Below are 25078 nucleotides of genomic sequence, written 5' to 3'. Positions count from 1 at the left end.
CGCATGCGGCGCCCACTCTCCTCCGCCCAGCCATGAATCCGTGAACCCTGACATCTCCGGGAGTTCGTCATGTCGTCGATGCCCACAACCACGCCCGCCGCCGAACGTTTCCGGGCTCTGGGACCGCATCACCTGGACGAGATCGCGGACCGCTACGGTCTGTCCGACGACATCCGCGAGACCATCCGCGCGGTCGCGTGCGTACTGCCGTTCCGGGTCAACGAGTACGTCCTGTCCAACCTCGTCGACTGGGACGACATCCCCGACGATCCGATCTTCCGGCTGGTCTTCCCGCAACGCGGCATGCTCGACCCGGCCGACGAACGCCGACTGGCCGAACTGGCCCGCGCGCCGGGGGACAGGACCGAACTGCGCTCCCTGGTACGGCACATCCGCGACGGCCTCAATCCGCATCCGTCCGGACAGCGGCAACTCAACGTGCCGCGCGTGGGCGAGGCCGAGGTGCGGGGGTTGCAGCACAAGTACCGGCAGACGGTGCTCCACTTTCCCGGGCAGGGCCAGACCTGCCACGCCTACTGCACGTACTGCTTCCGCTGGGCGCAGTTCGTCGGCGACCCCGACCTGCGCTTCGCGGCGCCGACTCCCGACGGGCTCCTGGCCTACCTGGCGGTGCATCCGGAGGTCGAGGACGTCCTGGTCACCGGGGGCGATCCGTTGGTGATGTCCACCGAACGGCTGCGCGCACACCTGGAACCGATCCTGGGCGTCGAGACGGTGCGCACCATCCGCATCGGCACCAAGTCGCCCGCCTACTGGCCGCATCGGTTCGTCACCGACCACGACGCCGACGACCTGCTGCGCCTGTTCGAGGAGGTCGTCGCCTCCGGGCGCAACATCGCCGTGATGGCGCACTTCAGCCATCCCCGGGAGTTGGAGACCGAGCTCGCCCGCCGGGCCCTCGCGCGCATTCGCGGCACCGGCGCGCTCGTGTACTGCCAGGCTCCGCTGATCGCGCACGTCAACGACGACGCTGCGGTGTGGGCTCGGCTGTGGCGGGCCGAACTGGCCTGCGGGGCGGTCCCGTACTACATGTTCGTCGAGCGCGACACCGGCCCGCACGAGTACTTCGCGGTACCGCTGGCCCGGGCCGCGGAGATCTTCCGCGGCGCCTATCGCACGCTGCCCGGCCTGGCCCGCACGGTCCGCGGGCCGGTGATGTCGGCGACGCCGGGCAAGGTGCTCGTCGACGGCGTCGAGGACGACGGCAACGGCCGCTACTTCCGGTTGCGGATGCTCCAGGCACGGGAACCGGCCCTGGTCGCCCGCCCGTTCCGGGCACGCTACGACGCCGGCGCCACCTGGCTGGACGACCTTGTACTCGCCCCGGACACCCCCGCCGACATCGCGGCGGCGGTGGGCACATCCGGCCGCAGCGACATGAGCGGCACAAGCGCCCCGGGCTCCCCGCAGGGGCTCGCCGGCCGGGCGCGGCGGCGGAGCAGGTACGACCTTCGGCCGGCGGAGGCGATGCGGCGATGACCACCTGGTGCACCTCGCCCAATCTGGCGCTCAACGAGGTCGTGGATCGCCGCCGGGCCGCGGGGGTGCCGATCGTGCACCTCGGGTTCGGCGAGTCCCGGCTGCCCGTCTTCGCCCCGCTCCTCGACCGGTTGCGGGCCGGGGCGCCGACCAACGCATACGGCCCGGTGGCCGGTGATCTCGCGGTCCGCGCCGCGGTGGCGGGATACTTCGCCCGACGCCGGCTGCCCACCGATCCGGAACAGGTCGTACTGGCACCGGGCAGCAAACCGCTGCTGATGGCGATCCAACATGTCGTCCCGGGCGACGTGTTGTTGCCCCGGCCGTGTTGGAACTCCTACGCGCCACAGGTCCGATTGGCCGGCAAGACGCCGATCGGGGTGCCGATTCCCCGCGACTACGGGGGAGTTCCCGATCCGGACGTTTTGCGGGCGCGGATCCGCGCCGCCCGGGCCGACGGGCTCGACCCGCGCATCGTGGTGTTCACCCTGCCGGACAATCCGACCGGGACGCTCGCACCGCCGGACGTGGTGCGCCGGCTCTGCACGATCGCCGAGGCGGAGGACCTGTTGGTCGTCTCGGACGAGATCTACCGCGACGTCGTGCACGATCCGAAGGCCACCGAACTGCTCGGTCCGGCGGAGGTGGTCCCGGAACGCACCGTGGTGACCACGGGGTTGTCCAAGAGCCTGGCGCTGGGCGGTTGGCGGATCGGCGCGGCGCGTTTCCCGGCGGGTGTGCGAGGTGCCGGTATCCGGGCCGAAGTGGTCGCGGTGGCCAGCGAGTTGTGGTCGACCCTGGCCCGCCCCATGCAGGAGGTCGCGCGGTACGTGTACGAGGAGCCTCCGGAGATCCGCGAGCGCCTGGCCGCGAGTGCCCGGCTGCACGGAGCCGTGGCCCGGGCGGTGTACATGCTCGCGGTCGCGGCGGGCGCCGAGTGTCGGCCGCCGACGGGCGCGTTCTACGTCTACCCGGACTTCGAGCCGCTGCGCGGTCCGCTCGGCGCGCTCGGCGTCACCGACTCGACGTCCCTACAGCGCCGACTGCTGGACGAGTGCGGCATCGCGGTGTTGGCCGGCCACCTCCTGGGCGACGACCCGGACGCGCTGCGGTTCAAGGCCGCCACCAGCATGCTGTACGGCGACACGATCGCCGAGCAGGAGGCCGCGCTGGCGGATCCCGCCCCCACCGAACTGCCCCATGTCCGCGCCGGACTCGCCGCCATCGAGGCGGGTTTCGGCGCACTCGGCGGCTGAACACTCGGCGGCCGAGCCCGCTCCCCCGAGTCAGTCCGCCGGCCGCCCGTCGGTCAGCCGGTCGCCCAGCGTGCTCCGGTGGTAGAGCACCCGGCGGCCGGCGCGGCTGCGGGTCACCAGGCCCGTCGCGTGCAGGACGCGCAGGTGTTGGGACACCGCACTCGGCGTGACGTCCAGCCGATCGGCGATCTCGACGCCGGCCATCGGCTCGGCCAGGAGGACGAGCAGTTCGGCCTTGGCGGCGCCGACGAGGGAGACCAGGGCGCCGGCGTCGGGGACGGGCTCCCGGATCCACAAGGTGGCCACGCCGCGACTGGGATACATCAGCATCGGCGGCTCCTTCGCACTGAGCGGCGGCGCGGGTTTGTGCGCGAACACCGAAGGTACGAGGAGCAGTCCCCGACCGGCCGCCGCCACGTGGTGCCGGCCGATCATCTTGTCGATGTACAACACGCCGTTGTCCCAGCGCAGGTTCGGGTGCATGTCGGCGAACAACGACCGTGCGCCGCCCAGGGCCAGTTGCCGGGCGCGGTAGGTCATGTCGGCTTCGAGCAGGAGCCGCATCCGCGGCCACGTCGGCCGGATGGCGATCTCCCAGTAGCGCCGCAGCAGTTCGCAGATGCGATCGCGCAGCGCGGCAACCGCTCGGTCGTCCCCGGCCACCTCGCGCAGCGGGGCGGGGACCGGGTCCGGGGCGTGTGTGTCGATCAGGTCGCGGCGGACCAGGTCCGGGGAGGTGCTCCGGACGGCGGCCAGTTCCTCGGCGAAACTCGGCGCGAAGGCGGCGGGTCGCGGGGTCAGGTAGTCGGGGAGGGTGCGCCGGACCGCGACCAGGGACAACAGCAGGTCGGTGTCGAGCCCGTCCAGTCGATCGACCACCGACCTGCGCCACGGCAGCAACAACGCGGACAATCCCGGCTCGCGCAACACCCGCAGGCTGCACACGGTTTCGTGCAGCGGGGAGAGGGCGAACCGCGTGTCGGCCAGGTCCTCGACGCCGAATTCGTAGCTGATCATCAAGCTCCACGCTACATCCATTGGCGCCGGCGCGGCGGTGCCGTGGACTACCGGGCATGACAGACACGGGCAACGATGCCTCGAACGGGCCCCGGAGCGGAGTCCGCCTCCCGCCGGAGCCCGCTGCTCCCGCGCGGCCCGACGGGCCGGGAATGCCCCGTCGGCTGGTCCTGATCCTGACGCTGACCTGCGCGGTCGGCGTGGGCAACATCTACTTCCCGCAGGCGATCGTCCCGCTGATCGCCGCCGGCCTGCACGAATCGCCCGATGCCGGCGCCCTGGTGGTGACCGCGACGCAGATCGGCTACACGCTCGGGATCTTCCTGCTCGTACCGCTCGGCGACCGCCTCCCGAACCGCGCGTTCCTGGTCACCCTGCTCTCCGTCACCGCCGCCGGACTGCTGCTCGCGGGCTGCGCGCCCGGACTGAGTGTGCTCGTCGCCGCCGGGGTCGTGATCGGCGCCACCACCGTGTCCGCGCAGATCGTCGGCCCGCCGGCGGCCGGACTGGTCGCCGCCGAACATCGCGCCACGATGATGGGCACCCTGCTCAGCGGCTCGATCGGCGGCATGCTGCTCGCCCGCACGTTCAGCGGCGCACTCGGCGAGGGGCTGGGCTGGCGCACCCCGTACCTGGTGGCGGCGGCCGTGGTCGCGCTGCTCGCCGTCGCGCTCGCCCGGGCCCTGCCCGAGACCGAACCCACCTCGCGCCAGGCGTACCCCGCACTGCTCGCCGAGCCGCTGCGGCTGCTTCGGGCCGAGCCGGAACTGCGCCGCTCCTGCCTGTACCAGGCGACCGTCTTCGCCGGGTTCTCCGCCGTGTGGACCTGCCTGACGCTCCTGCTCACCGGTCCCGCCTACCACCTGGGCGCCCAAGCGGTGGGGCTGCTCGCCCTGGTCGGCGCGGCGACCATGGTCTGCACCCCACTCGCCGGGCGCCTGGTGGATCGGCGCGGGTCGGATCCGGTCACCCTGATCTGCCTGCTCGGCGTGCTCGTCTCCGCCGCCGTCCTGGTCCCGGGCGGCCGGGGCGGCGCCTGGGGTCTGGCCGCCCTGGTCGCCGGCACGCTGCTGCTCGACGTGGCGATGCAGTGCGGGATGGTCGCCAACCAGGCCCGGGTGTTCGCGCTGCGCCCCGACGCCCGGAGCCGACTCAACACGGCCTACATGACGTGCGCCTACCTCGGCGGCAGCGCCGGTTCCTGGCTCGGCGTCCGGGTGTACGGCCGGGCCGGCTGGCGGGGGGTGTGTGCCCTGGTGGCGCTCCTCGCCGCCGTCGCACTGGCCCGCCACTGCGTGGCGCCGTACCGCCGTCGCCCGGCCGCGGCCGACCGCCGGTCGCTCACCAGGTGACCGGCAACTCGGCGACCCCGTACACCGCCGACGAGGCCCGCAGCCGCACCCGCTCCGGCGGTACGGCGCAGCTCAGGGTGGGAAATCGGCGCAGCAGCGCGGGGATGGCGATGCCCAGTTGCATGCGGGCGAGTTGGGCGCCCAGACAGTGGTGGGTGCCGTGTCCGAAGGCGAGGTGTGGGGTGGGCCGGCGGTCGGGGTCGAAGCGGTCCGGTCGGTCGTGCACGGCCTCGTCCCGGTTCGCGGATGCCAGCGAGACCACGATGTGGTCGCCGGCGGCGATCGTATGGTCTCCGATCACCACGTCCGTCAGGGCCGTTCGGGGCAGGCCGTAGGGAATGACGCTGAGATATCGCAGCAGTTCCTCCATCGCGTCCGCGATGGAGGTCGGGTCCTCGGTGTCGCGCAGTCGGTCGGCCGCCTCGGGTTCGTGCAGGAGCAGGAAGGTGCCCAGGCTCAGCATCGCGGCCACGGTTTCGTGCCCGGCCTCCAGCAAGTGGTTGGCCAGGCCGATGAGTTCGGCGTCGGTGAGGGTGTCGGCGTGCTCCCGGACGAGGCTGCCGAGCAGTCCGTCGCCCGGCCGCTTGCGCTCCCGGGCGACGAGGTCGGCCATGTACGCGTGCGCCTCGGCCGCCGCCGCGGCCACCTGCTCGGTGGGGCGGGCGAAGTCGAGCAGGGTGGTGGTGCGGCGTTGGAACCCCTCCCGGTCGGCGTAGGGCACGCCGAGCAATGCGCAGATCGCCAGGGACGGGACGGGGAGCGTGAAGTGGGCGACGAGGTCCACCGGAGGTCGCATACGTTCCAGGGCGTCCAGGGCGTCGGACACGGTGCGTTCGAGGTCCGCGCGCATCCCGCGTATTCGGCTCGGGGTGAACGCGTCGACGAGCAGTCGGCGGACCCGGGTGTGTTCGGGCGGGTCGAGGCGCAGCAGGTTTCCCACCCGTCGGGCCTCGAGGTCCGGGCCGGCCGGACGCAACAGGTCGGGCGTGCGGGCGGTACCGAACCGACGGTCGACCAGGACGCGGCGCACGTCCCGGTCCCGGCTGACCAACCACAGTGCGCTGCCGTCGGGTAACGACACTTTGCGCAGCGGCTCTTCGGCACGCAGTCGGTGGAAGGCGTCGGGTGGGTCGAAGGGGCGTCCCTCGGGGCGGACGCTGGGCAGGGGGATTGCACTGGTCCCGGACACGGGGCACCTCGCAGGCGATCGTCCGACGGTGACGGTGACTTGGTGCGTACCCTCGCCGGGGCGCGTCGCGACCGGGTCGGGGACGGTCTGCTCGGGGCACCGGGCGAGGGCGTCCCGATGTTTCCCCGCCTCGGGACCGGCTACGCGCCGAGTCGGGGCGACGTGGGGTGGGTTCAGTGGGAGCCGGACGCGAGCACCCGGTCCCGATCGGGCGCCAGAGTGGGGTAGTCGCTGTAGCCTTCCTCCTCGCCCGTGTACATCAGGTACGCGTCGCGAATCGGGTTGAGTGGGGCGCCGGTGCGGCGGCGGTCGACCAGGTCGGGGTTGGCCAGGAAGGCCCGGCCCAGGGAGATCAGGTCGGCGCCGGCCGCCAACAGTGGCTCGCTCGCGTGCCGGCCGCCGTCGGTGGGCGGCGGTTCCTCCCAGCCCAGGTTCGGGTTGGCGATCAGGGTGCCCGTCCAGAGCCGGCGGATCTCTTGGAAGACGGGCTGGTCCGGATCGGCGAACACCACCTGCAGGTAGGCGGGTTCGAGTTCGGCGAGGGCGGCGACCAGGGGCGGGTGGATGGCCTCGGTGTCACCCTCGGCCAGGCGTACGAACGCGGCGCCCCCTGGACCCGAACGCGGCCGCGCACATCGCCCGAACGACGCCCTCCCCCGCGTGACGAAGGTCGGTGACACCTCGACGCCCGTGCTCACCCGAGGAGTTCGGTGAGGCGGGCCGCCTGTCGCTCGGCGGTCCCCGGCGGATTCCTGGGGTGTTCCGGATCCTCCATCGACAGCAGGAACAACCAGACGAGGGCGAGCAGGCGTCGGCAGTCCGGCACGCGCGCGGCCTCCGCCGGGGTGAGGTCGATCCGTTCGAGCAGTCGGCGCACGTCCAGGGACGAGTCCACCCAGCTCGATACGTGTTCGGTGATCTCCGCGAGTTCGAAGGCCCGATCGCTGCGCCCGGACTCCTCGAAGTCCACGATCCGGATCCGCGCCTGCGTCCCGCGCATTCCGTCGTCCGGGCAGGCCCCGGAATCCTCCAGGTAGTTGGCGAGATTTCCGTCCCCGGGACCGAAGACGGCGGACACCTGCCCGCGACCGAGGGCCCGGCGACCACCACCTCGATTCAGCCAGTGCACGCCCGCCGTGAGGGCCCGGCCGACCGGGGGTGTGGTGTCGAGCCGCCACCCCGCCCACTCGTCGATCCGGGCGATGATCGGGGCCTGCTGCCCCGGCCGGACCGCGAGTTCGCGCACGACCTCGTCCGGCACGGCCGCGTACAGCGTGTTCAACGTCGTGGCCAACGCGTCGACACGCTCGTCCCGCACGCTCGTGCCGCGCAGCGCGACCCCCGGCAGCCGGGACATCACCACGACCGGGCACGACGGTCGAGGATCCCGGCTCACCGGGCGCGGTGCCAGGTCGGGCGCGAAGCGGTGCAGCAGGGTCAGCGCGGTCCATTCCCGCCGGTGGTTGTCGTGCGCTCCGGCGCGAAACGTCTTGACCACCGTGTCGGGTCGGAATTCGAGGGCGTGGGTGCTCCACGGGCCGTTGGTCGTCATCCGACCCAATCCTGCCGGACGGGCGCGTCTGCCACGTGGACCCGACGCGGCCCGCCCGCAGCCCGCAGCCCAAAGATCAGGCGAGGCGCCCGCCCCCGTCGACATGCAGAACCGTGCCGGTCACGTACGGGCTGGTGAGCGCGAACAGGACTGCCCGCACCACGTCGTCGGGCGTGCCCACCCGGCGGGCCGGGTTGCGCTCGGCGACCTGACGCAGGAACGCCTCTTTGTCGGCGCCCATGCCGTCCCAGGCGCCGGAGTCGACGATGCCGGGCGAGACGGCGTTGACCCGCAGCGGGGCGAGTTCCACCGCGAGCGCCTGGACCAGGAAGGCCAGTGCGCCGTTGGTGGTGGCCATCACCACCCGCCCGGGCGCGGGCCGCCACGCGGCCACACCGGAGAAGAAGGTGAACGAACCACCCTCGCGCATCCGGCCGGCCAGGTGCTTGGCGAGCAACATCGGCCCGATCACCTTGGCCGCGAACGCGCGCTCCACGGAGGCGAGTTCGAGGTCGGCGACCGGACCGTTCGCGGGCATCGCCGCGGTCGAGACCAGGTCGTCGAAGCTCCCGACCTCGGCGGCGAACGCGGCGATCGAGTCCTCGTCGGCGAGGTCGAGAACCAGGACCGTGGCCGACCCGGGCAGTGTGTCCGCCGTCTCCCGCAGCCGGGCCGGGTCCGGACCGGCGAGGATCGTTTCGGCCCCGGCGGCCGACACCTGCGCGGCCAGGGCCCGGCCCATGCCGGATCCGGCCCCGACGACGACGATCCGCCGCCCTTCGAGGCTCGGGGCGGGGGTGTGCGCGGCGGTCCGGGAGAGGTCGGGCGTGACAGACATGGGTGGCACCTTCGTTGCTCATGCCGTATTTCGGGTGCATACGGCCGTGTATCTCGACTCTGCGGCACATCACACCCATACGTCCAAGGCATACTTTCTATCTCTGCCATAAACTGCGTCTATGGCAACGTTGCGGCAGTTGGAATACCTGGTGACCGTCGTCGACGCCGGGTCCTTCACCCGCGCCGCCGAGCTGCTGCACGTCTCCCAACCCGCGCTCTCGCACCAGGTCCAGGCCCTGGAGCGGGACAGCGGGGGCCCGCTCCTGGAACGGCTCCCCCGCGCGGTCCGGCCCACCCCGATGGGCCGCGCGATGTTGCCCCACGCCCGTGCCGCGCTCGCCGACGCCGCCCGGGCCCGCTCGGCCGCCCGCCGCGTGGCCGGTCTGGAGACCGGCGAACTGCACCTCGCCTCGGTGTACTCGGTCAGCCTCGGCGTGCTCCCACCCGTCCTGCACCGGTGGCGCCGCACCCACCCCGAGATCCGGGTGAGCCTGGTGGACCACCGGCACGCCGGCGAACTGCACGAGACGATGACCGCCGGACGCGCCGACCTCGCCGTCGGCCCGCCCCCACCGCGCTGGGAGGGACCGCTGCGCGACCTGGGCGTCGAGGAGTTCGTCGTGGTGGTCCCGGCCGACGATCCGGCCGCCGCCGACGGCGCGACGCAGGTCCGGATCGACACGCTGGCCGAGCGCAGTTGGGTGCACTACGCCGCGGGAAACGGCCTGGCCGACGTGCTGGATCGTGCCTGCGCCGCCGCCGGGTTCCGGCCGAACACCGCCGTACGTACCGAACAGACCGCCGCCGCGCCCCTGCTCGCCGCGGCCGGCCTCGGTCCCACCCTGGTGCCCGCGAACGTCATCCCGCCGCACTTCCCCGGCCGACTGCTGCGCCCCGACCCACCCGTGCGCCGTGCGCTCGCCGCGTACACCCGCCCCCGGCCGGATCCGTTGACCACCGCGTTTCTCGACACGCTCACCGAGCACGCCCGCGTGCTGCCGGCGCACGTGCGCGCCCGACTCGGCCCCGACCCGGACGGGGCCTGACGCCCGACGACCGCCGACCGACCCCGCCGACCGACGTTCGGCCTCCTCGATCCAACAGCACGAAAGCATCATTCGTAGGGGAAACCGGGCTTTCCCACACACGACGCACTCCGACGCGCGATCATGTCGGCATCCCGGGTGTGGGTGTTCCCGCACACCGGGCACGTCGAGCGAAGGAGTCGCCTGATGGCGTCGTCGGTGGAGGAACTGCGCGTGGCGCTGGAACGGGAGGCCGATGAACTGGCCCAGCGTCGCGAGGAGTTGGAAACGGAACTGGCCGAGGTGGAGCGACAACTCGAGGCCCGCCGCAACGCGGTCGCACACCTGACCGTGATCCGCCCCCTCGTCGCGTCCGTCCCGCAGCCCCGCAGGGAGCAGAAGTCCGCGCCGCCCGCCACCGCTGCGGACCCGGCACCCGCGGCAAAGGCCGCAGCCAAGCCCGCGGCCGAGACCAAGCGCACCACCCCCGCGCCGCGCCGTCGCAAGGCCGCGCCCCGCCCCAAGGCCGCCGCCCCGGCACCGGCCGGCCCGCGCCGGAAGGTCGCCCGCGCCCCGAAGGCCGCCGCCCCCGCGCCGGCCGCCGAACGTCGGGTCCGTACCCACCTGCGCGACGAGATCGCCACACTGCTGAGCGCGAGCGAGCAGCCGATGAACGTCCGCCGGCTCACCGAAGCCCTGGGCGAGGAGCCCACGAAGAGCCGCCTGGAGAGCGTCCGCACCTCCGCCGAGGGCCTGGTCAAGGCGGGCCGCGCCGGCAAGGCCGGCCGCGGCCTGTTCACCGCCGCCGGCTGACCGGACCATCCGCGCCCACGACACCGCCCGCGCGCCCCCACCGGCCAGGAAGCCGGCCCCGATCGGCGGCCCGTACCGCCTGCGCCGGGCGGGAGTTCGGGAGGCCGCGGTGGCCCGCCGCACGCACCCGCGGCGCCGGTCCGCCGCCGCAACTGCGGCCGGCTGTCCGGGTATCCGCCCCGACCCACCCCACCCGAAAACGCGCCGGCAGCGCGGCACGAGCCCCTCGGGGCGGTGTGCCGCGCTGCCGCGTACGCCGGGGGTCAGCCCTCGGCCGGGAGGTCGTACACGTTCTCCGGGGTGATGACGGAGGTGATCGCCTTGGCGAACAGCGTGCTGGGCTCGTTGCCGTCGTGCAGGATGTCGGTGTTGAGCAGGATGACCATCGTGGCGTCCTGCTCCGGCAGATACATCGTCACGCTCTCGTAGCCCGGCAGCGAGCCGTTGTGCCCGACCCAGCCGCGGACGCGGAACAGGCCGAGCCCGTAGCCGGCGTCGTCGAAGCCGGGCACGGGCACGAACTTCTCCCGCTGCTCCTGCACTTCCGGGGAAAGCAGCGTCCCGGTGGCCACCACCTTCGCCCAGCGACGCAGGTCGTGCAGGTCGGAGATCATCGCGCCGGCCGCCCACCCCCAACTCGGGTTCCAGTCCGTCGTGTCGGCGACCTCGCCGGTCAGTGTCTGGTTGGTGTACCCGTGCGCGTGCGGCGCCGGGAACTCGGCGCCGCGCGGGAACAGGGTGTGCCGCAGGTGCGCCGGTCCGGTGACCCGCCGGTGGATGAACTCGGCCAGCGGCATCCGGCCCAGCTTCTCCACGACCAGGCCCAGCAGGACGGTGTTGGTGTTGGAGTACTGGAACGCGCTGCCCGGCGCGAAGACGTTCGGGTGCCGGAAGGCGTAGTCCAACAACTCCTGCGGGGTGAACGGACGGCTCGGGTCACTCAGGAACGCCTGCACGAAGTCCGGATCGGCGGTGTAGCTGAACAGGCCGCTGCGCATCTCCGCCAGTTGGCGGATGGTGATGTGGTCGCCGTCGGGCACCCCATCGATGTACGCGGAGATCGGGTCGTCCAGCCGGAGCCGCCCCTCGTCGACCAGTTCCAGGAGGGCGGTGACGGTGAACGTCTTGGTCTCGCTGCCGATCCGCATGTAGAGATCGGGCGTCATCGGCGCACCGGTGGCGGTGTCGGCCACCCCGGTCGATCGCACGTAACTGCCCCGACCGGGAAACCACAGACCGACCGTCACCCCCGGCACGCCGGTCTCCCGACGGGTCTGCGCGATCACCTCGTCGAGACGGGCCACAATCGCGGGATCCAGGCCGTGCGACGCATGGTCGCCGGGATCCGAGGCGTCGACGCGTGGATCGCCGGCGACGACGATCGTCGGTGGCGCGGCCTGCGCCAGGGGGCCGGCCAGGGTGAGCGGAACGAGGGCGGAAAGCGCGAACAGGGCGGCGGCGAGGCGGCAGCCGGAGGCACGGCGCATGGCGATATGTCTCTTCCGGGGATGAGGGGACCGGACAGCGGAGGGGACCCGCTCGGCCAAGGTGATCACCCTTGCGCGCACCGGACCGCGCGCCGACCGACACCGCCCGGCGATTCCACCCGTACGGCCGCCGGCGCCGCGCCCCGGACGGCCGACATCGCGCCGGGGCGCCGACATCGGTGGCCGACCGGCGCCGCCCCTCGGCCCCGATCGGGCGCCCGATAGCCTGAGGCGCACGCTTCCCGGCCGTCGGGCGTCCCGCTTCACGGATGTCGTCGCCGATTCGGCTTCGGTCCGGGAGCGGCCGTGTCGGGACCCGAGACACGTGCCGGTCGCGGTCGTCCCGCGGTCGGCACGCGGCCCGACACGACCGGCTCGCATCCCCTACCAACTCGGAGGTTTCCATGTCACAGACGGTCAACTTCAAGGGCAACCCGGTCGCCGTCGCCGGTCGCCTCCCGCAGCCCGGCGACAGCGCGCCCGACTTCACCCTGGTGGCCAAGGACCTGTCCGACGTGTCGCTGGAGAACTACGCCGGCAAGCGGAAGGTGCTCAACATCTTCCCGAGCATCGACACCGGCACCTGCGCCGCGTCGGTGCGCCGGTTCAATGCGTCGGCCGCCGACCTGACGAACGCCGTCGTCCTGTGCATATCGGCCGACCTGCCGTTCGCCCAGGGCCGTTTCTGCGGTGCGGAGGGCCTGGACAACGTGGTGACGCTGTCCACCATGCGGGGCCGCGAGTTCCTGGAGAACTACGGTGTCGCGCTCACCGAGGGCCCGCTGGCGGGCGTCGCCACGCGCGCCGTCGTCGTACTGGACGAGAACAACGTGGTCGTGCACTCCGAACTGGTCGCCGAGATCGCCGAGGAGCCCGACTACGAGAAGGCGCTCACCGCCCTGAAGTAGGACGTGTCGCGGCGGGCCGATCGCATGGCGCATCCGTACGATCGGCACCCGCCGCCGCGACGCAGGACCGGATCGAGCCGACGACCTCGGCCGATCCGGTCTCCGGTGTCGGAACATCCATTTCGCGCGGAGATCCCCGCATCGGCCGCGAATGGTTGATCTTGGCGCGGCACCCGATGCTAGGTTTTCACCGATTGTCAGCCGGTACGACACCATCCGGCGGGTTCCTCAGGCCGGACGCCCGGATCGCCGGAGAGCATCGGTGCCGTACCGTGCCACGTCGTACCGCGCGTCGGCCGTGATTCGAAACGAGTCCCCGATGTTCGAACACGACGCACCGGACACGCCACGCGCCGCCACCCGCAGCCGCCGCCGGCCGTGGCGCGCCCTCGCCGTGACCGCGTGTGCGGTGGCCGTCCTGGCGTCGTCGACCGCGTGCGGCGGAGGCGACGACAAGAAGGCCGCCACCGCGCCACCGCCGAGCGCCGGTCCGCAGACCCCCGGTTCGACGCCGCCGCCCGCCGCCGGCGGCGCCACTCCCACGGCGTCCGCGTCCCAGTCGTCACTGCGGCCGTGTGTACCCGTCACCGCGACCGACAAGCCCACGCGCGGCACCCTCACCCGCGAGGACCTGCGCTTCGCGTCCCGCGACCCCAGGCCCGTCACCGGCGACGAGGTCTTCGGCCTCGCGCAACTGCCGTACAAGTACGCGGGTGGCATGCTGACCCGGACGTGCGTGAAGACCGTGGACGACTGCACCGCCGTGGCCTTCGGCAAGGCCGCCGAGCAGATCGCGCGATTGGGCTGCGAACGCGGCGTCGTCGCGCTCTACGTGGACAAGGCGAACAACGTCCAGACCACGGTCGGCGTGCTCCAGATGCCCACCGCCGTGGCCGCCGCCACCCTCGCGGTGGACGACCCCGACGGCTTTCGGGCGGTCACGCCGCCGACGGGGTCCGGCGCCGAGAGCTTCACGCCCGACGCCACCTTCAGCCGGGTCAACGAGTCGCTGTACCGCTACTACATCTACGAAATATCCGGCCGCGCGGACGGCAAGCAGCGCGAAGCCGGCGAGGCGGACCGCCACATCGCCGCCCAGAACGCCGTCTACCACCTCGTCGGCGACTCCCTGGACCGCCGCTCCGCCGGCGCCGCGTCGTAACCGACCCGCCCCGCTCGGGACGGCAACCGTCCCGAGCGGGGTACGGCACACATCCGGAGGTCGTGGGTATCGCATCCGCACGACCGGCGAGTGCTACCCCGCCACCATCGACAACGCCGACATGGGCTCTCCCGCCCAGATCCGCCGGGACGCCTCCTCCGGGTAGGCGGCGACCGTCTGCTCGGCGGCGAAGACTCGGGTCGCGCGCGACTTCGGCTCGTATGCGGGCCATCCCGGGTCGCCGTCCCTCGCGAAGGCCGTCCACGCGGCGCGCATGTGGGCGGACAGCGCCTCCGCCTCCTCGGTCGGACCGGCGCCGAACAGCAGGGCGGGTTGGCCCCGATCCAGGTTGCCGAACACGAGCGGGACGTCGAGGCCGTGACAGGCGCCGAGGACACCACCCATGCCCGGTGCCGGCCAGGTCAGTTCGTACACGTGCGCCCGGCCCCCGCCGGCGATCCGCGCTTCGGCCAGGTGCAGGCTGGGAATCCGGAACAGCCGGTCGGAGCGCACCAGTTCGTACAATTCCTCGGGACTCGCGTGCGGATACCCGGCGCGGTACCGGCGCGCGGCGTCGCGCTCCGGGCCGAACACCTCCAGGGCGGTCGCGGCCTGATCCTCCGTCACCTCGCCGAGCAGCCCGTCGAGCACGGTGAGCAGGCGCTGTTCGTCGCGCGTGTGGCCGACGAGGAGCGGTATATCCCGCCCGAAGCCGTCGGCCAGGGCCCGCCACGGTGTGGCCGGGAGCGAATCGCCGTCGACGACCGGCGCGAACGGGGTCGCCCCGTGGGCGGCCCGCCCCCACCGCCCGGCCCAGCGGGTGATCCCGGCGGCCACCGCGTCCCCGGCCGCGGCCAACAACTCCGGCTCCGCCTCGGACAGTTCGGCCGTCGTGGCGCGCAGCCCCAACTCGGCGGCACAACTCGCCGCGATGTCGGCGGCGAGCGCCGGCGTGAAGAACGTACCCTGCACGCTCTGCGCCACGGCCCGGCCGAACAACCCGGCCGCGCGCGGCATCGCCGACAACGCCGCGACCGACCCGCCGCCCGCCGACTGGCCGAAGACGGTGACCCGGTCCGGATTCCCGCCGAACGCCCGGATGTTGTCCCGTACCCACGTCAGCGCCGCGATCTGATCCAGCAGCCCCCGGTTGGCAGGCGCTCCCTCGATCAGCCCGAAACCCTCGAACCCCACGCGGTAGTTGAACGTCACCACCACGACGCCGCCGTCCCGCGCCAGGCGCGCGCCGTCGTACTCCGGCAGACCGGACATGCCGACCGTGTACGCGCCGCCCTGGATCCACACCATCACCGCAAGCCCCGCACCGGGACCCGGGTCGGGCGACCAGACGTTGACCGTCAGCCAGTCGTCGCCCACGGCGCCGCGCGCCGACTCGGCCATCCCGAGCGCGCCGCCCTGAGGCGGCGGCGGCCCGTATGCCAGGGCCGGTCGCACCCCGTCCCACCCGCGCACCGGCCGGGGCGCAGCGAACCGCAGCGCACCCACCGGCGGCTCGGCGAACGGGATGCCCCGGAACACCGCGACCCCCGCCTCCCGCCCGCCCCGCACCGCCCCGACCGCCGCCCGCACTTCGGGCTGCTCGACATCGGAGGACTCGGACGGCTCGGATGCGCCAGGAATCATCACGACTGCCTTTCGGAGCGGGTCGGGTGCGCACGGCTTCGGCCCGAAGCACGGTGGAGAAGCCCGCGTCGCCCCGGACACCCCGGATCATCCCGCCGCACCGACCCACGCGCCGGCCATTTACCCCCGAGCCGCCCGGCCCGCGAAAAGCCGAAGCCGGGCGGCGGTACGGGACACCCCCTCCTCGCCCCGCACCGCCGCCCGGCTTCGGCCGGCCGTGGTCGCCTCTCGGTTAGCGCCGCTCCAGCATCGGCAGCCGCGATCGGGCCGAGTGCGCGGCGACCGTGTACCAGAGGTTGACCAGGTCCATCAACTGGTCCGGGCCGGTCGCCTCGCAGCGCACCGTGAGCAGGTCGACCCGCTCCGCGCCCGGGACCGCCGCCGCGAGCTCGGCGGCCAGCGGGATCTGGAAGCCGACCTCGAAGACGAACTTCTCCGGCAGCGCCAGCGGCTCCAGAACCGCGGCCTTCTCCACGGCCGCCGCCGCGCCGGCCCGGATCAGGTCCTGGGCGACGGTCGGGTGCAGGTTGTTCGCGGCGGTGAAGCCCTCGGCGGTCTTGACCGGGACGGTGATCACGCCGGGGAAGACCGCGGCGGTGGCGGCGCAGACCTCGTTGTCACCGGTGACCAGTCCGATCGGGACGCCGTGCCGGGCCGCGAGGAGCGCGTTGACCTCGGCCTCGGTGACGGGCTTCCCGTTCAGCCGAACCGAGGTGAAGTCCGACGAGAAGGTGTGCGCGAGCACACCCGGCGCGCCGGCCGCCGCGTGGTAGCCGATGAACAGCGCGACACCGTGGTTCGCGCCGACGCCGTGCGCCATGCACTGGGCCTTCGGGCTGCCCAGGATCACCCGGGCGCGCGGGTCCAGATGCTGCACGATCAGGTTGTCCATCGTGCCGTGGCTGTCATTGATCAGGACGCTGTCCGCGCCCGCCGCGAAGGCACCCTCGATGGCCGCGTTGGCCTCGCCGGTCATGATCTCCTGCGCCCTGGTGTAGCCACCGCCGCCGCGCACGATCTGGTCGAGGGTGGCGATGCCCGCCACTCCTTCCATGTCGATCGAGATGTATACGTCCACGGAGTCTCCCGTTCGTCGCTCGTTGCCCGCCGCCCGGTGCCGGATGTCCGACGGGTACCGCCCGTCGGGTACCGCCCGTCGGCCGTCGCCCGTCCGGTGAGCATCACGCACGCCGGCCCGGACGGGCGTCGGCGATTCGAACAGGTTCGGATGGGGTTCTTTGTCCTCCCGGACGATTCGACCGCTGTGCACGCTGCCTAGCGTGAGCGCTCCCCGCGGCAGACCGCCGCCCTTCGAGGAGGTGCCCGACCCATGGGACGACCCACCCCGCCCGATGCCGCCACGCCGGCTTCCGACCGCTCGGACCACGCGGCCGCAGCGGGTTCGACCGCGACCCTGCCGACCGCCGAAGACCTGCGGACGCGCCTCGCGGAGCTGGTCGAGAAGTCGGGGATCCCCGGGGCGAGCCTCGCGGTCCGGGTCGGCGATCGTACCGTCGCCACCGCGGTGGGCGTGCTCGACGTCGAGACGGAGTACCCGGCGACCACCGACTCGGTCTTCCAGATCGGCTCGATCACCAAGGTGTGGACCACGACCCTGGTGATGCAACTGGTCGACGAGGGCCTGATCGACCTCGACGTCCCGGTCCGTACCTACATCCCCGACCTGCGACTCGTCGACGAGGACGCCGCCGCACGGATGACGACCCGTCACCTCCTGTGCCACACCGCGGGTTTCGAGGGCGAACTGTTCGACGACCACGGCAACGGCGACGACTCCCTCGCCCGCCTGGTGGCCAGTCTGGCCACGGTCGGCGAGCAACTGTTCCCGCCCGGCGAGACGTTCTCGTACTCCAACGCCGGATTCGACCTGCTCGGCCGCATCGTCGAGGTGTGCACGGGAGTGACCTGGGAGCAGGCGCTGCGCGATCGCATCGTCGCCCCGCTCGGTCTGACGCATGTGGCCAACAACGCGACCGAGTCGATCCTGCTGCGCACCGCGATCGGACACATCGGCGGTCCCGACGGCACCAACGTCAAGGCGCCGGTGCACCACACCGACCGCAACGGCGCGCCCTCCGGCTCGGCGCTCGCCATGACCGCGACGGACCTGCTCGAATTCGCCGCCGCGCACATCCGGCTCGGGCAACTCCCCGACGGAAAGCGTCTGTTGTCCGAGGAGTCGGCGCGGGCGATGCGCGAGCCGCAGATCGAGATCGGCGGCGACGGCGCGTTCGGCGCGCGGCTGTGGGGCCTCGGCTGGATCCTCTACGACTGGTCCGGCGGCGAGGTCATCGGCCACGACGGCGGCACGATCGGCCAGGGCGCGATGTTGCGCGTGGTGCCGGAACGTGACGTCTCGATCGCCCTGTTGACCAACGGCGGTGCCCTGTACGGCGTGTACGACCTGATCTGCGAACTCCTCGAAACCCTCGCCGACGTGCGCCCGCCCGCCCCGGCGGTCCCGCCCGCCGAGCCGCCGGCCGTCGACACGAGCTACCTGGTCGGCAGTTACGCGTCGCCCGCGCAGCGGTTCGACATCGCCGAAACCGAGGACGGGCTGGTCGTCACCACGCAACTGCTCGGCCGGCTGGGCGCGCTGTTGGGCAACGACACGATGACCATGCGGGTGGTGCCGTCGAACGAGCGCATGCTGATCAGCACCGAGGCGGCGGGCGGACGGCACCAGCAGTTCCTCTTCCTCGGCGAGGGCGAGCGGGCCGAATTCCTGCACGTGGGCCGGGCGATGCGCCGCATCCCGGACGCCGGGGCCGAGTAGCCGCGGCCGGCTAAAGGTCGGCGAGGACCTTTTGGGCCTCGTCGACCGCCTCGGGGCCGGCCGGCAGCAGTGGCAGGCGCACGTTCGGGGTCGGGATACGGCCCTGGGCGTGCAGCACGCCCTTGATCACGGTGGGGTTCGGTTCGCGGAAGAGCGCGGCCGCCAGTCGGGCCAGGGCGTGCCCGAGCGGCCGGGCCCGGTCGAGGTCGCCGCGCCGCCAGGCGGCGGTCAGTTCGACGAAGCGGCCCGTGGCCACGTGCGCCGAGGCGAGTACGCCACCGGACGCGCCGAGCGCGAGCAGGGGCGACAGGAACGGGTCGTCGCCGACCAGGACCGCGAAGTCGGCCGGGAGGTCGCCGAGCAGGTCCATCGTCTCGCCGTCGATGCCGCCCTGCGCGAGCTTGACCCCGACCACGCCGGGAAGCCGGCCCAGCGCGCGCAGCGTGGCGGCGTCGAGGGGTCGGCCGGTGCGGTACGGGACGTGATACACGATCAGTGGCAGCGGAGCGGCCTTCGCCAGGTGGGTGAAGTGCGCCAGTACGCCGGCCTGCGAGGGGCGGCTGAAGTACGGCACCGGCACCAGCGCCGCCGCGGCCCCCGGCCGGTGCGCGAGGTCGGCCAGCGCGCGGTCACTGGCCCGGGTGTCGTTGCCGCCGGCGCCGATCACCAGGACCGCGTCGCGCTCCGCGCAGACGCGGGCGCAGACGTCGATCACGGTGGTGCGCTCGTCGGGGTCGAGCGTGGCGGCCTCCGCGGTGGTGCCCAGGGCGACGAGGCCGGTCGCGCCCGCGTCCAGGACGGAGTGGGCCAGGTCCGCGAGCGCGTCCACCGCGACGCGGCCGTCGGCGGCGAAGGGGGTGACGAGCGGGACGAGGATTCCGGTCAGGGGTGTATGCCGTTGCCGAGCCTGCGGGGTCTGATGCGTTTGCCGAGTCATGAACACGAGGGTGACCCGCATCGATCATGCAGGTCCAGTTCACATTCGTGAAGCTGAGCGTAAGCTGAGCCGATGCTCGACGTCCGCCGCCTGCGCCTGCTGCGCGAACTGTCCCTGCGCGGCACGATCGCCGCCGTCGCCGAAGCCCTCGCGTTCACCCCCTCGGCGGTGTCCCAGCAACTCGCCACCCTCGAACGCGAGGCGGGCGTCCCGCTCCTCGAACGCACCGGGCGACGGGTCACCCTCACCCCGGCCGGGCATACCCTGGTCGGCCACGCCGAGGCCGTGCTGGCCCGCTTGGAGCAGGCTGCGGCGGAGCTGGCCGACACCCGCCGCGGCCTGGCCGGCCCCCTGCGGATCGGCGCCTTCCCGACCGCGACCCGGGCGATGATCCTCCCGGCCCTGACCTCGCTCGTGGACCGCCATCCGGGCCTGGAGCCGATGGTGGTGGAGATCGACCCGGCCCGGGTCGCGGACGCGTTGCGCGCGGGCGACCTGGACGTCGCGCTGATCCACGAATACGACTTCGTCCCGACGGTCGCCGAACCGGGCATCGCCACAAGCCCGTTGTGCACGGAACCGATGTACCTGGCCGGCCGATTCCCACCGCCCGCGGGCACCCCCACCGACGCGGTGCTCCCCGGCTGCCGGAACTCCCCCTGGATCACCGCCACTCCGGGCACGTTGTGCCACGCCATGACCATCCGCGCCTGCCAGGCCGCCGGCTTCACCCCGCATGTCCGCCACCAGGTCGACGACTTCACCACAGTGCTGTCCCTGGTCGCCGCCGCCCAGGGCGTAGCCGTCGTCCCCCACCTGGGCATCCCCACCCCCACCCCCGCCGTATCCCTCACCCGCCTCCCCCTCCACCGCCGCACCAAAATCGCCCACCGAGAAGGCGCCACCCACCACCCGGCAATCCAAGCCACCACAAGGGCCCTGCAATCCTCAATCCCCACCGAACTGACATCCACATGATCACCACCGTGAGCCCGCGCCGGGCCGGCATGTCGCGGCGGTGATCGCCCCGGTCACTCCCGGAAGCCGGCGCGTCGGCGTAGCAGGGTTGTCATCAGGGCCAGCGGGGGCCAGTTCAGGCGGCCTTGGCGGGCCACCGCTCGGGCGCGCATCTCGACGGTCGGGGCGGTGAGGGGGATCAGTCGTACGCCGGGGGCCACGGTCGTGTCCAGGGGGAGCAGGCCCACGCCGAGGCCGGCCGCGATCATGCCCTGGACCAGGTCGAGGCTGTCGGCCTGGTGCGTCACCCGAGGGGTGAAGCCCACCATCGAGGCGAGCGTACGGATCACCGTCTCGTCGGCGGTGTTGCGGGAGTTGACGATCCAGTCGTGGGTGTCGAAGCGGTCGAAGACATCGAGCGTCGTGCCCTCGCGCGGGTCGGCGTCGGCGGGGACGCCCAGCCCCCAGCGCGCGGTCCACAGCGGCGTGGCACGCACCGTCGGGTCCTCGGCGGCCGGCGCCAGGTTGTAGTCGTAGGTCAGTGCCAGGTCGGTGGCGTCCTCGGCCAGCAATGCCAGCGCCTCGGCCGGTTCGTGCTCACGGACGAGCACGCGCACGCGCGGATGACTCACCGCCAACTCCGCGACCACCGGCAGCAGATGGGCCCGGATCGCGGTGGCGTACCCGGCGATCCGCAGTGTGCCGTTGGGCTCCGCGCCGGGTGACAGGTCGTGGTGCGCCGCCTCGACGGCGGCGAGGATGGTCACCGCGTGCTCGGCCAGTCGGCGCCCGGCCGGGGTGAGCCGGACCCGGCGCCCCTGCGGCTCGATCAGCGCGGCGCCCATGTCCCGGGACAACGCCGCGATCTGCTGCGAGACGGTCGAGGTGGTCGTGTTCGACACGTCCGCGACCGCGCGCATCGACCCGAGTCGGGCCAGTTCCACCAGCACCTGTAGGCGTCGGGTCTCCATACGTTGTTCTCCCGGGTTCTCCGCCGCGAATCGTCCACGATTCATGAACGATATCTTTTGGATCGGCACGTGGACACGAACGATGAGCGAGCCCTCTACTTGTCACATGAGCATTCCGGATCCCCGCACCCGACCCCTTGAGATCGGGCGTCCCGCCGGCGGTCGGCCGAGGCTGCCCGACGCCGCGACCGGGGCGTTGATGGCCGTCGCCGCGATGTCCACCGTGCAGCTCGGACTGGCCCTTTCCGTGCCGCTGATCGACGACCTCGGCGCGCTCGGCACGGTCGCCCTGCGACTCGCGTGGGCCGGGGTGGTGTTGCTGGTCCTGGTCCGGCCGCGGAGGCGCGACTTCGGCGGTCGGGACCTGTGGGCGTGCACCATGCTCGGCGTGGTGAGCGGGTGCCTGATGGTGTTCTTCATGCTCGCCGTCGCGCGCCTGCCGCTCGGCACCGCGAGCGCGCTGGAATTCCTCGGCCCGCTGGCCGTGTCCCTGTACGGCGCGGGCGGCGGGCGGCGGCGCTGGACCGCCCTGGCCGGAGTCGGCGTCGTGCTGCTCACCGAACCCTGGCACGCCGGCATCGATCCGCTCGGCCTGGCCTTCGCGCTGGCCGCCGCGGCCTGCTGGGCGGCGTACATCCTGCTGACCCAACACGTCGGCGACCGGGTCACCGGCCTGAGCGGACTGGCCGTCTCGATGCCCGTGGCCGGACTCGTCGTCCTCCTCGCCGCCGCACCGACCGACCTGGGTCGGGTGACCTGGCACCTGGTGCTGATCATGCTGGGGTTGGCCGCGCTCAGCGCCGTACTGCCGTTCAGCCTCGAATTCCTCGCGCTGCGTCGGCTGACCACTTCCGCGTTCGGCACGCTGATGAGCCTGGAACCGGCGATCGCGCTCCTGATGGGTCTGGTGGTCCTCGACCAGATACCCGGTGCGGTCCCGGCGGCCGGCGTGATCTTCGTGGTGCTCGCCGGCATCGGCGCCACCCGCACCGGCGCCCGAACCGCCGCTCCGGAACCCGCCCGCCCGAGCGACCCGCTTCCCGACCCGCTTCCCGACCCGCAAGCGCGCGTGGCCGGATAGCAGCGGCCCGCTACTCGCGCGCGGCGCGCGTCGCGGCCAGTCCGTCCAGGAGGTGTCCCAGGAGTCGGTCGAACGTCGCGTCCGGATCGGCGGACCGGGCCGGTTCCGCCAGGATCCGGGCCAGGCGCGGATGGTCCGGGCTCGTGACGACCGCGCGCAGGTAGCGGCCCTGGGCCTCGGCCAGTTCGCGAGTGGTCCGCCCGGCGCGCACCGCGGCACGATCCCGGGCGACCTCGTAGCCGACGTGGCTCGCCACGAACCCCGTCACCAGGCTGAACACTTCGAGCGCGCCCTGCCCGTCGAACCCGGCCGGTTCGAGCACGGCGAGCGCGTGTTCCGTGAAGGCGAGCGTGTTGGGGCCGAGCGTCTGCTGCTCCTGAAGGGCCGCCGGCAACCATGGATGACGAAGCATCAGATCGCGTTGGGCATGCGCCATGACGCGCAGATCCGCGATCCAGGCCCCCGTCGGCGCGGGCGGGGTGGGCTGGTCGCCGGCCACCCGGTCGATCATCAGCTCCAGCAGGGTCTCCTTGTTGGGCACGTAGGAGTACAGCGACATCACCCCGACGCCGACGCGCGCCGCGACGCCGCGCATGGTCACCGCGGCGAGGCCGTCGGCGTCGGCGATCGCGACGGCCGCGGCGGTGACCTCGGCGCGGCTGTGCGCCGGCGGGCGGCCCCGACGCGGTTGCGGCCGCTCCAGCCACAACGCCTCGGGGTCCACGCCGCCGCTGCGATCGGCCTCCGGACCGGCCACGACGGCTCCTTTCGCAGGTGGGTGCCAGGGGTGTCCATCCAAGCATGCGTTATTCTCGTACTTAGTACGGGAAATAGGATCCCCGACCACGGGCCGGCCCGTGCGGAAGGCGAGAGCACCATGACGAGCACCACCGCCCACCCGACGTCCTCCGACCGCCCACCGCGAAAGCCCCCACGCCTGGTGCGGGCGATGCGGCGCACGATGCGCGGCATGCCCGCCGCCCCGCACCGGGTCCGGTACGAGGGGGGCCTGCGCATCCCCGCCGCCGACGGCGGTGCACTGGTGGCCGACCACTACTTCCCGGCCACTCCCGGCGACTTCCCCACCCTGCTGCTGCGCTCGGCGTACGGGCGCGGGTTCCCGTGGGCGCCGATGTACGGTCTCGCCTTCGCCGAGCACGGATTCCACGTGGTCCTGCAGAGCTGCCGAGGCACCGGCGGATCCGACGGCACCTTCGCGCTGTGGCACAACGAGGCCGCCGACGGGTCGGCGACCGTCGCGTGGCTGCGTGAACAGCCTTGGTTCACAGGCGTGTTGGGCACGATCGGGCCGAGCCACCTCGGCTACACGCAGTGGGCGACGGCGCTGGACCCGCCGCCGGAGCTGCGTGCGATGGTGATCCACGCCGGTCTGCACGATCCGCACGCGTACTTTTACGCCGGCGGCGTCTTCCACCTGGAGAACGCGCTCGCGAGCACCGCGGGCTTCGTGCACCAGCACCGGGGCAACCGGCACTTCGCCAAGGCCGCCCTTCGGCTGCACCGCACACAGCGCCGGGTCGCCCGCACACTCCCCCTGCCGGACGCCTGCGCCCTCGGGCTCGGCGAGCGGGTGCCGTTCCTGGAGGACGCGCTCGCCCACCCCGACCCCGCCGACCCGCACTGGACCGGCGCGGACGCGGGCCGCGCCGCCGAGAGGCTGTCCGTACCGACGCTGCTGATCGCCGGCCGGCACGACGTCATGTTCGAGCAGAACCTGGAGCAGCACCGCCGACTGCGGCGGGCCGGGTGCGAGACGGGGCTGCTCGTCGGGCCGTGGACGCACACCTCGATGTTGCAACAGGGGTGGCCGTCGGTCTTCGCGGACAGCCTGGCCTGGCTGCGGGCGCATCTGGACGGCGATCGGTCGGCGCTGCGCGAGGCTCCGGTGCGGATACACGTCGGCGGCGCCGACGAGTGGCGCGACCTGCCGGACTGGCCGCCGGCCGAGGCGGCGGCGCAGCGCCGGTACATCGCGGCCGACGGCACGCTGAGTCGCGAGGCCGCCGCGGCCACGGCGCCCGCGGTGCTGCGCTACGACCCCGCCGACCCGACGCCCTCCGTCGGCGGCGCAACCCTCTCGCCCAAGGCCGGACCCCGGGACAACACCGCGTTGGAGGCCCGCGACGATGTGCTGACGTTCACCACACCGCCGTTGACCGAACCGCTGGAGGTCTGTGGTCCGGTGTCGGCGGACCTGTACGCGGCCACCGGCACCGACCACATCGACGTCTTCGCCCGCCTGTGCGACGTGGACGAACGCGGGCGGTCCACGAACGTGTGCGACGGCATCCTCCGGCTGACCCCGAACGGCTCCGCCCCGGCGCGGGTCACCGTCGCGATGAGCGCCACCGCGTACCGCTTCGGGCCCGGCCATCGCATCCGCCTCCAGCTGAGCGGCGGCGCCCACCCGCGCTTCGCCCGCAACACCGGATCGGGGGAACCCGCCCACACCGCGCGGGAGATCGTGCCCACGAGTGTGGAATTCCATCCGGGATCGGCCCTCGTCCTGCCCGTCGTACCGACCCGAAGCCGAGCCGATGGATAGATTGCTAGCGTGCTAGCATTCTTC

Annotated in this window: 22 protein-coding genes; 11 read left to right on the top strand and 11 right to left on the bottom strand. The window is 72.8% G+C overall.

Features of this window, described 5'->3' with window-relative positions; translation table 11 throughout:
- The first annotated feature begins 78 nt into the window (after window positions 1-78).
- Entirely contained in the window at window positions 79-1500 is a 1422-nt protein-coding gene (locus ACFXKZ_RS46180) for a KamA family radical SAM protein (RefSeq protein WP_380012231.1), read from the top strand.
- Complete coding sequence (locus tag ACFXKZ_RS46175; RefSeq protein WP_380012228.1) at window positions 1497-2756, top strand: pyridoxal phosphate-dependent aminotransferase; 1260 nt, start codon at window positions 1497-1499, stop codon at window positions 2754-2756. Before ACFXKZ_RS46180 ends, ACFXKZ_RS46175 begins: the two co-directional genes overlap by 4 nt.
- A 30-nt stretch (window positions 2757-2786) precedes the next feature.
- Here the strand turns inward: ACFXKZ_RS46175 and ACFXKZ_RS46170 are convergent, their stop codons facing one another.
- Window positions 2787-3773: an ArsR family transcriptional regulator gene (locus tag ACFXKZ_RS46170; RefSeq protein ID WP_380012225.1), complete on the bottom strand. Its 987-nt coding sequence runs from the start codon at window positions 3771-3773 to the stop codon at window positions 2787-2789.
- Between the two features lie 152 nt (window positions 3774-3925).
- Here ACFXKZ_RS46170 and ACFXKZ_RS46165 point away from each other — a divergent pair, with 152 nt between their 5' ends.
- Window positions 3926-5125 (top strand): MFS transporter, encoded by a 1200-nt coding sequence (locus tag ACFXKZ_RS46165; protein WP_380012222.1) that lies wholly within the window; start codon window positions 3926-3928, stop codon window positions 5123-5125.
- On the opposite strand, the gene ACFXKZ_RS46160 is transcribed toward ACFXKZ_RS46165, so the two are convergent.
- The 4 genes from ACFXKZ_RS46160 to ACFXKZ_RS46145 form a co-directional block, all read right to left on the bottom strand.
- A complete protein-coding gene (locus ACFXKZ_RS46160) occupies window positions 5115-6314 on the bottom strand; it encodes a cytochrome P450 (protein WP_380012219.1) in 1200 nt (399 codons plus the stop codon). The two genes, ACFXKZ_RS46165 and ACFXKZ_RS46160, sit on opposite strands and share 11 nt — an antisense overlap.
- 173 nt (window positions 6315-6487) lie before the next feature.
- Window positions 6488-7012, bottom strand: coding sequence for a hypothetical protein (locus ACFXKZ_RS46155; RefSeq protein WP_380012216.1), 525 nt, complete (start codon window positions 7010-7012; stop codon window positions 6488-6490).
- Window positions 7009-7866 carry a phosphotransferase family protein gene (locus tag ACFXKZ_RS46150; protein WP_380012213.1) on the bottom strand — a complete coding sequence of 286 codons (858 nt, stop codon included), beginning with the start codon at window positions 7864-7866 and terminating at the stop codon, window positions 7009-7011. The genes ACFXKZ_RS46155 and ACFXKZ_RS46150 overlap by 4 nt, the downstream gene beginning before the upstream one ends.
- Before the next feature lie 76 nt (window positions 7867-7942).
- Window positions 7943-8704, bottom strand: coding sequence for an SDR family oxidoreductase (locus ACFXKZ_RS46145; protein ID WP_380012210.1), 762 nt, complete (start codon window positions 8702-8704; stop codon window positions 7943-7945).
- Between the two features lie 121 nt (window positions 8705-8825).
- Here ACFXKZ_RS46145 and ACFXKZ_RS46140 point away from each other — a divergent pair, with 121 nt between their 5' ends.
- Window positions 8826-9752 (top strand): LysR substrate-binding domain-containing protein, encoded by a 927-nt coding sequence (locus tag ACFXKZ_RS46140; RefSeq protein ID WP_380012207.1) that lies wholly within the window; start codon window positions 8826-8828, stop codon window positions 9750-9752.
- Between the two features lie 186 nt (window positions 9753-9938).
- The gene (locus ACFXKZ_RS46135; RefSeq protein WP_380012204.1) at window positions 9939-10544 is read left to right on the top strand and encodes a hypothetical protein; all 606 of its coding nucleotides are present in this window, start codon (window positions 9939-9941) and stop codon (window positions 10542-10544) included.
- 263 nt (window positions 10545-10807) lie between these two features.
- Here the strand turns inward: ACFXKZ_RS46135 and ACFXKZ_RS46130 are convergent, their stop codons facing one another.
- Window positions 10808-12031 carry a serine hydrolase domain-containing protein gene (locus ACFXKZ_RS46130; protein WP_380012201.1) on the bottom strand — a complete coding sequence of 408 codons (1224 nt, stop codon included), beginning with the start codon at window positions 12029-12031 and terminating at the stop codon, window positions 10808-10810.
- A gap of 404 nt (window positions 12032-12435) precedes the next feature.
- Between ACFXKZ_RS46130 and tpx the strand changes: the two genes are divergently transcribed.
- On the top strand, window positions 12436-12939 hold the full coding sequence (tpx, locus tag ACFXKZ_RS46125) for a thiol peroxidase (RefSeq protein ID WP_380012198.1): 504 nt from the start codon (window positions 12436-12438) through the stop codon (window positions 12937-12939).
- A 319-nt stretch (window positions 12940-13258) separates the two neighbouring features.
- Window positions 13259-14101, top strand: coding sequence for a hypothetical protein (locus tag ACFXKZ_RS46120; RefSeq protein ID WP_380012195.1), 843 nt, complete (start codon window positions 13259-13261; stop codon window positions 14099-14101).
- Window positions 14102-14194: 93 nt separating this feature from the next.
- On the opposite strand, the gene ACFXKZ_RS46115 is transcribed toward ACFXKZ_RS46120, so the two are convergent.
- Together ACFXKZ_RS46115 and ACFXKZ_RS46110 are read right to left on the bottom strand one after the other, a co-directional pair.
- Window positions 14195-15745 carry a carboxylesterase/lipase family protein gene (locus ACFXKZ_RS46115; protein WP_380012192.1) on the bottom strand — a complete coding sequence of 517 codons (1551 nt, stop codon included), beginning with the start codon at window positions 15743-15745 and terminating at the stop codon, window positions 14195-14197.
- A gap of 232 nt (window positions 15746-15977) precedes the next feature.
- Entirely contained in the window at window positions 15978-16823 is an 846-nt protein-coding gene (locus ACFXKZ_RS46110; RefSeq protein WP_380012189.1) for a M55 family metallopeptidase, read from the bottom strand.
- A 252-nt stretch (window positions 16824-17075) separates the two neighbouring features.
- On the opposite strand from ACFXKZ_RS46110, the gene ACFXKZ_RS46105 reads away from it, so the two are divergent.
- Window positions 17076-18542 carry a serine hydrolase domain-containing protein gene (locus tag ACFXKZ_RS46105; RefSeq protein ID WP_380012186.1) on the top strand — a complete coding sequence of 489 codons (1467 nt, stop codon included), beginning with the start codon at window positions 17076-17078 and terminating at the stop codon, window positions 18540-18542.
- Between the two features lie 10 nt (window positions 18543-18552).
- Here the strand turns inward: ACFXKZ_RS46105 and ACFXKZ_RS46100 are convergent, their stop codons facing one another.
- Window positions 18553-19479 carry a 4-hydroxy-tetrahydrodipicolinate synthase family protein gene (locus ACFXKZ_RS46100; protein ID WP_380012183.1) on the bottom strand — a complete coding sequence of 309 codons (927 nt, stop codon included), beginning with the start codon at window positions 19477-19479 and terminating at the stop codon, window positions 18553-18555.
- 72 nt (window positions 19480-19551) lie between these two features.
- Between ACFXKZ_RS46100 and ACFXKZ_RS46095 the strand changes: the two genes are divergently transcribed.
- Window positions 19552-20457, top strand: coding sequence for a LysR family transcriptional regulator (locus tag ACFXKZ_RS46095; RefSeq protein WP_380012180.1), 906 nt, complete (start codon window positions 19552-19554; stop codon window positions 20455-20457).
- Between the two features lie 53 nt (window positions 20458-20510).
- Here ACFXKZ_RS46095 and ACFXKZ_RS46090 read toward each other — a convergent pair whose 3' ends face one another.
- Window positions 20511-21452 (bottom strand): LysR family transcriptional regulator, encoded by a 942-nt coding sequence (locus tag ACFXKZ_RS46090; RefSeq protein ID WP_380012177.1) that lies wholly within the window; start codon window positions 21450-21452, stop codon window positions 20511-20513.
- 61 nt (window positions 21453-21513) lie between these two features.
- Here ACFXKZ_RS46090 and ACFXKZ_RS46085 point away from each other — a divergent pair, with 61 nt between their 5' ends.
- A complete protein-coding gene (locus ACFXKZ_RS46085; RefSeq protein WP_380012174.1) occupies window positions 21514-22488 on the top strand; it encodes a DMT family transporter in 975 nt (324 codons plus the stop codon).
- 10 nt (window positions 22489-22498) lie between these two features.
- Here the strand turns inward: ACFXKZ_RS46085 and ACFXKZ_RS46080 are convergent, their stop codons facing one another.
- The gene (locus ACFXKZ_RS46080; protein WP_380012171.1) at window positions 22499-23245 is read right to left on the bottom strand and encodes a TetR/AcrR family transcriptional regulator C-terminal domain-containing protein; all 747 of its coding nucleotides are present in this window, start codon (window positions 23243-23245) and stop codon (window positions 22499-22501) included.
- A 120-nt stretch (window positions 23246-23365) separates the two neighbouring features.
- Here ACFXKZ_RS46080 and ACFXKZ_RS46075 point away from each other — a divergent pair, with 120 nt between their 5' ends.
- Window positions 23366-25054 carry a CocE/NonD family hydrolase gene (locus tag ACFXKZ_RS46075; protein ID WP_380012168.1) on the top strand — a complete coding sequence of 563 codons (1689 nt, stop codon included), beginning with the start codon at window positions 23366-23368 and terminating at the stop codon, window positions 25052-25054.
- The last annotated feature ends 24 nt before the right edge of the window (window positions 25055-25078 follow it).

Source organism: Embleya sp. NPDC059237, assembly GCF_042754105.1.
Taxonomy (GTDB): domain Bacteria; phylum Actinomycetota; class Actinomycetes; order Streptomycetales; family Streptomycetaceae; genus Embleya.
Note: the sequence above shows the minus strand (reverse complement) of the source record. Positions and strands in the feature narration are given on the sequence as shown.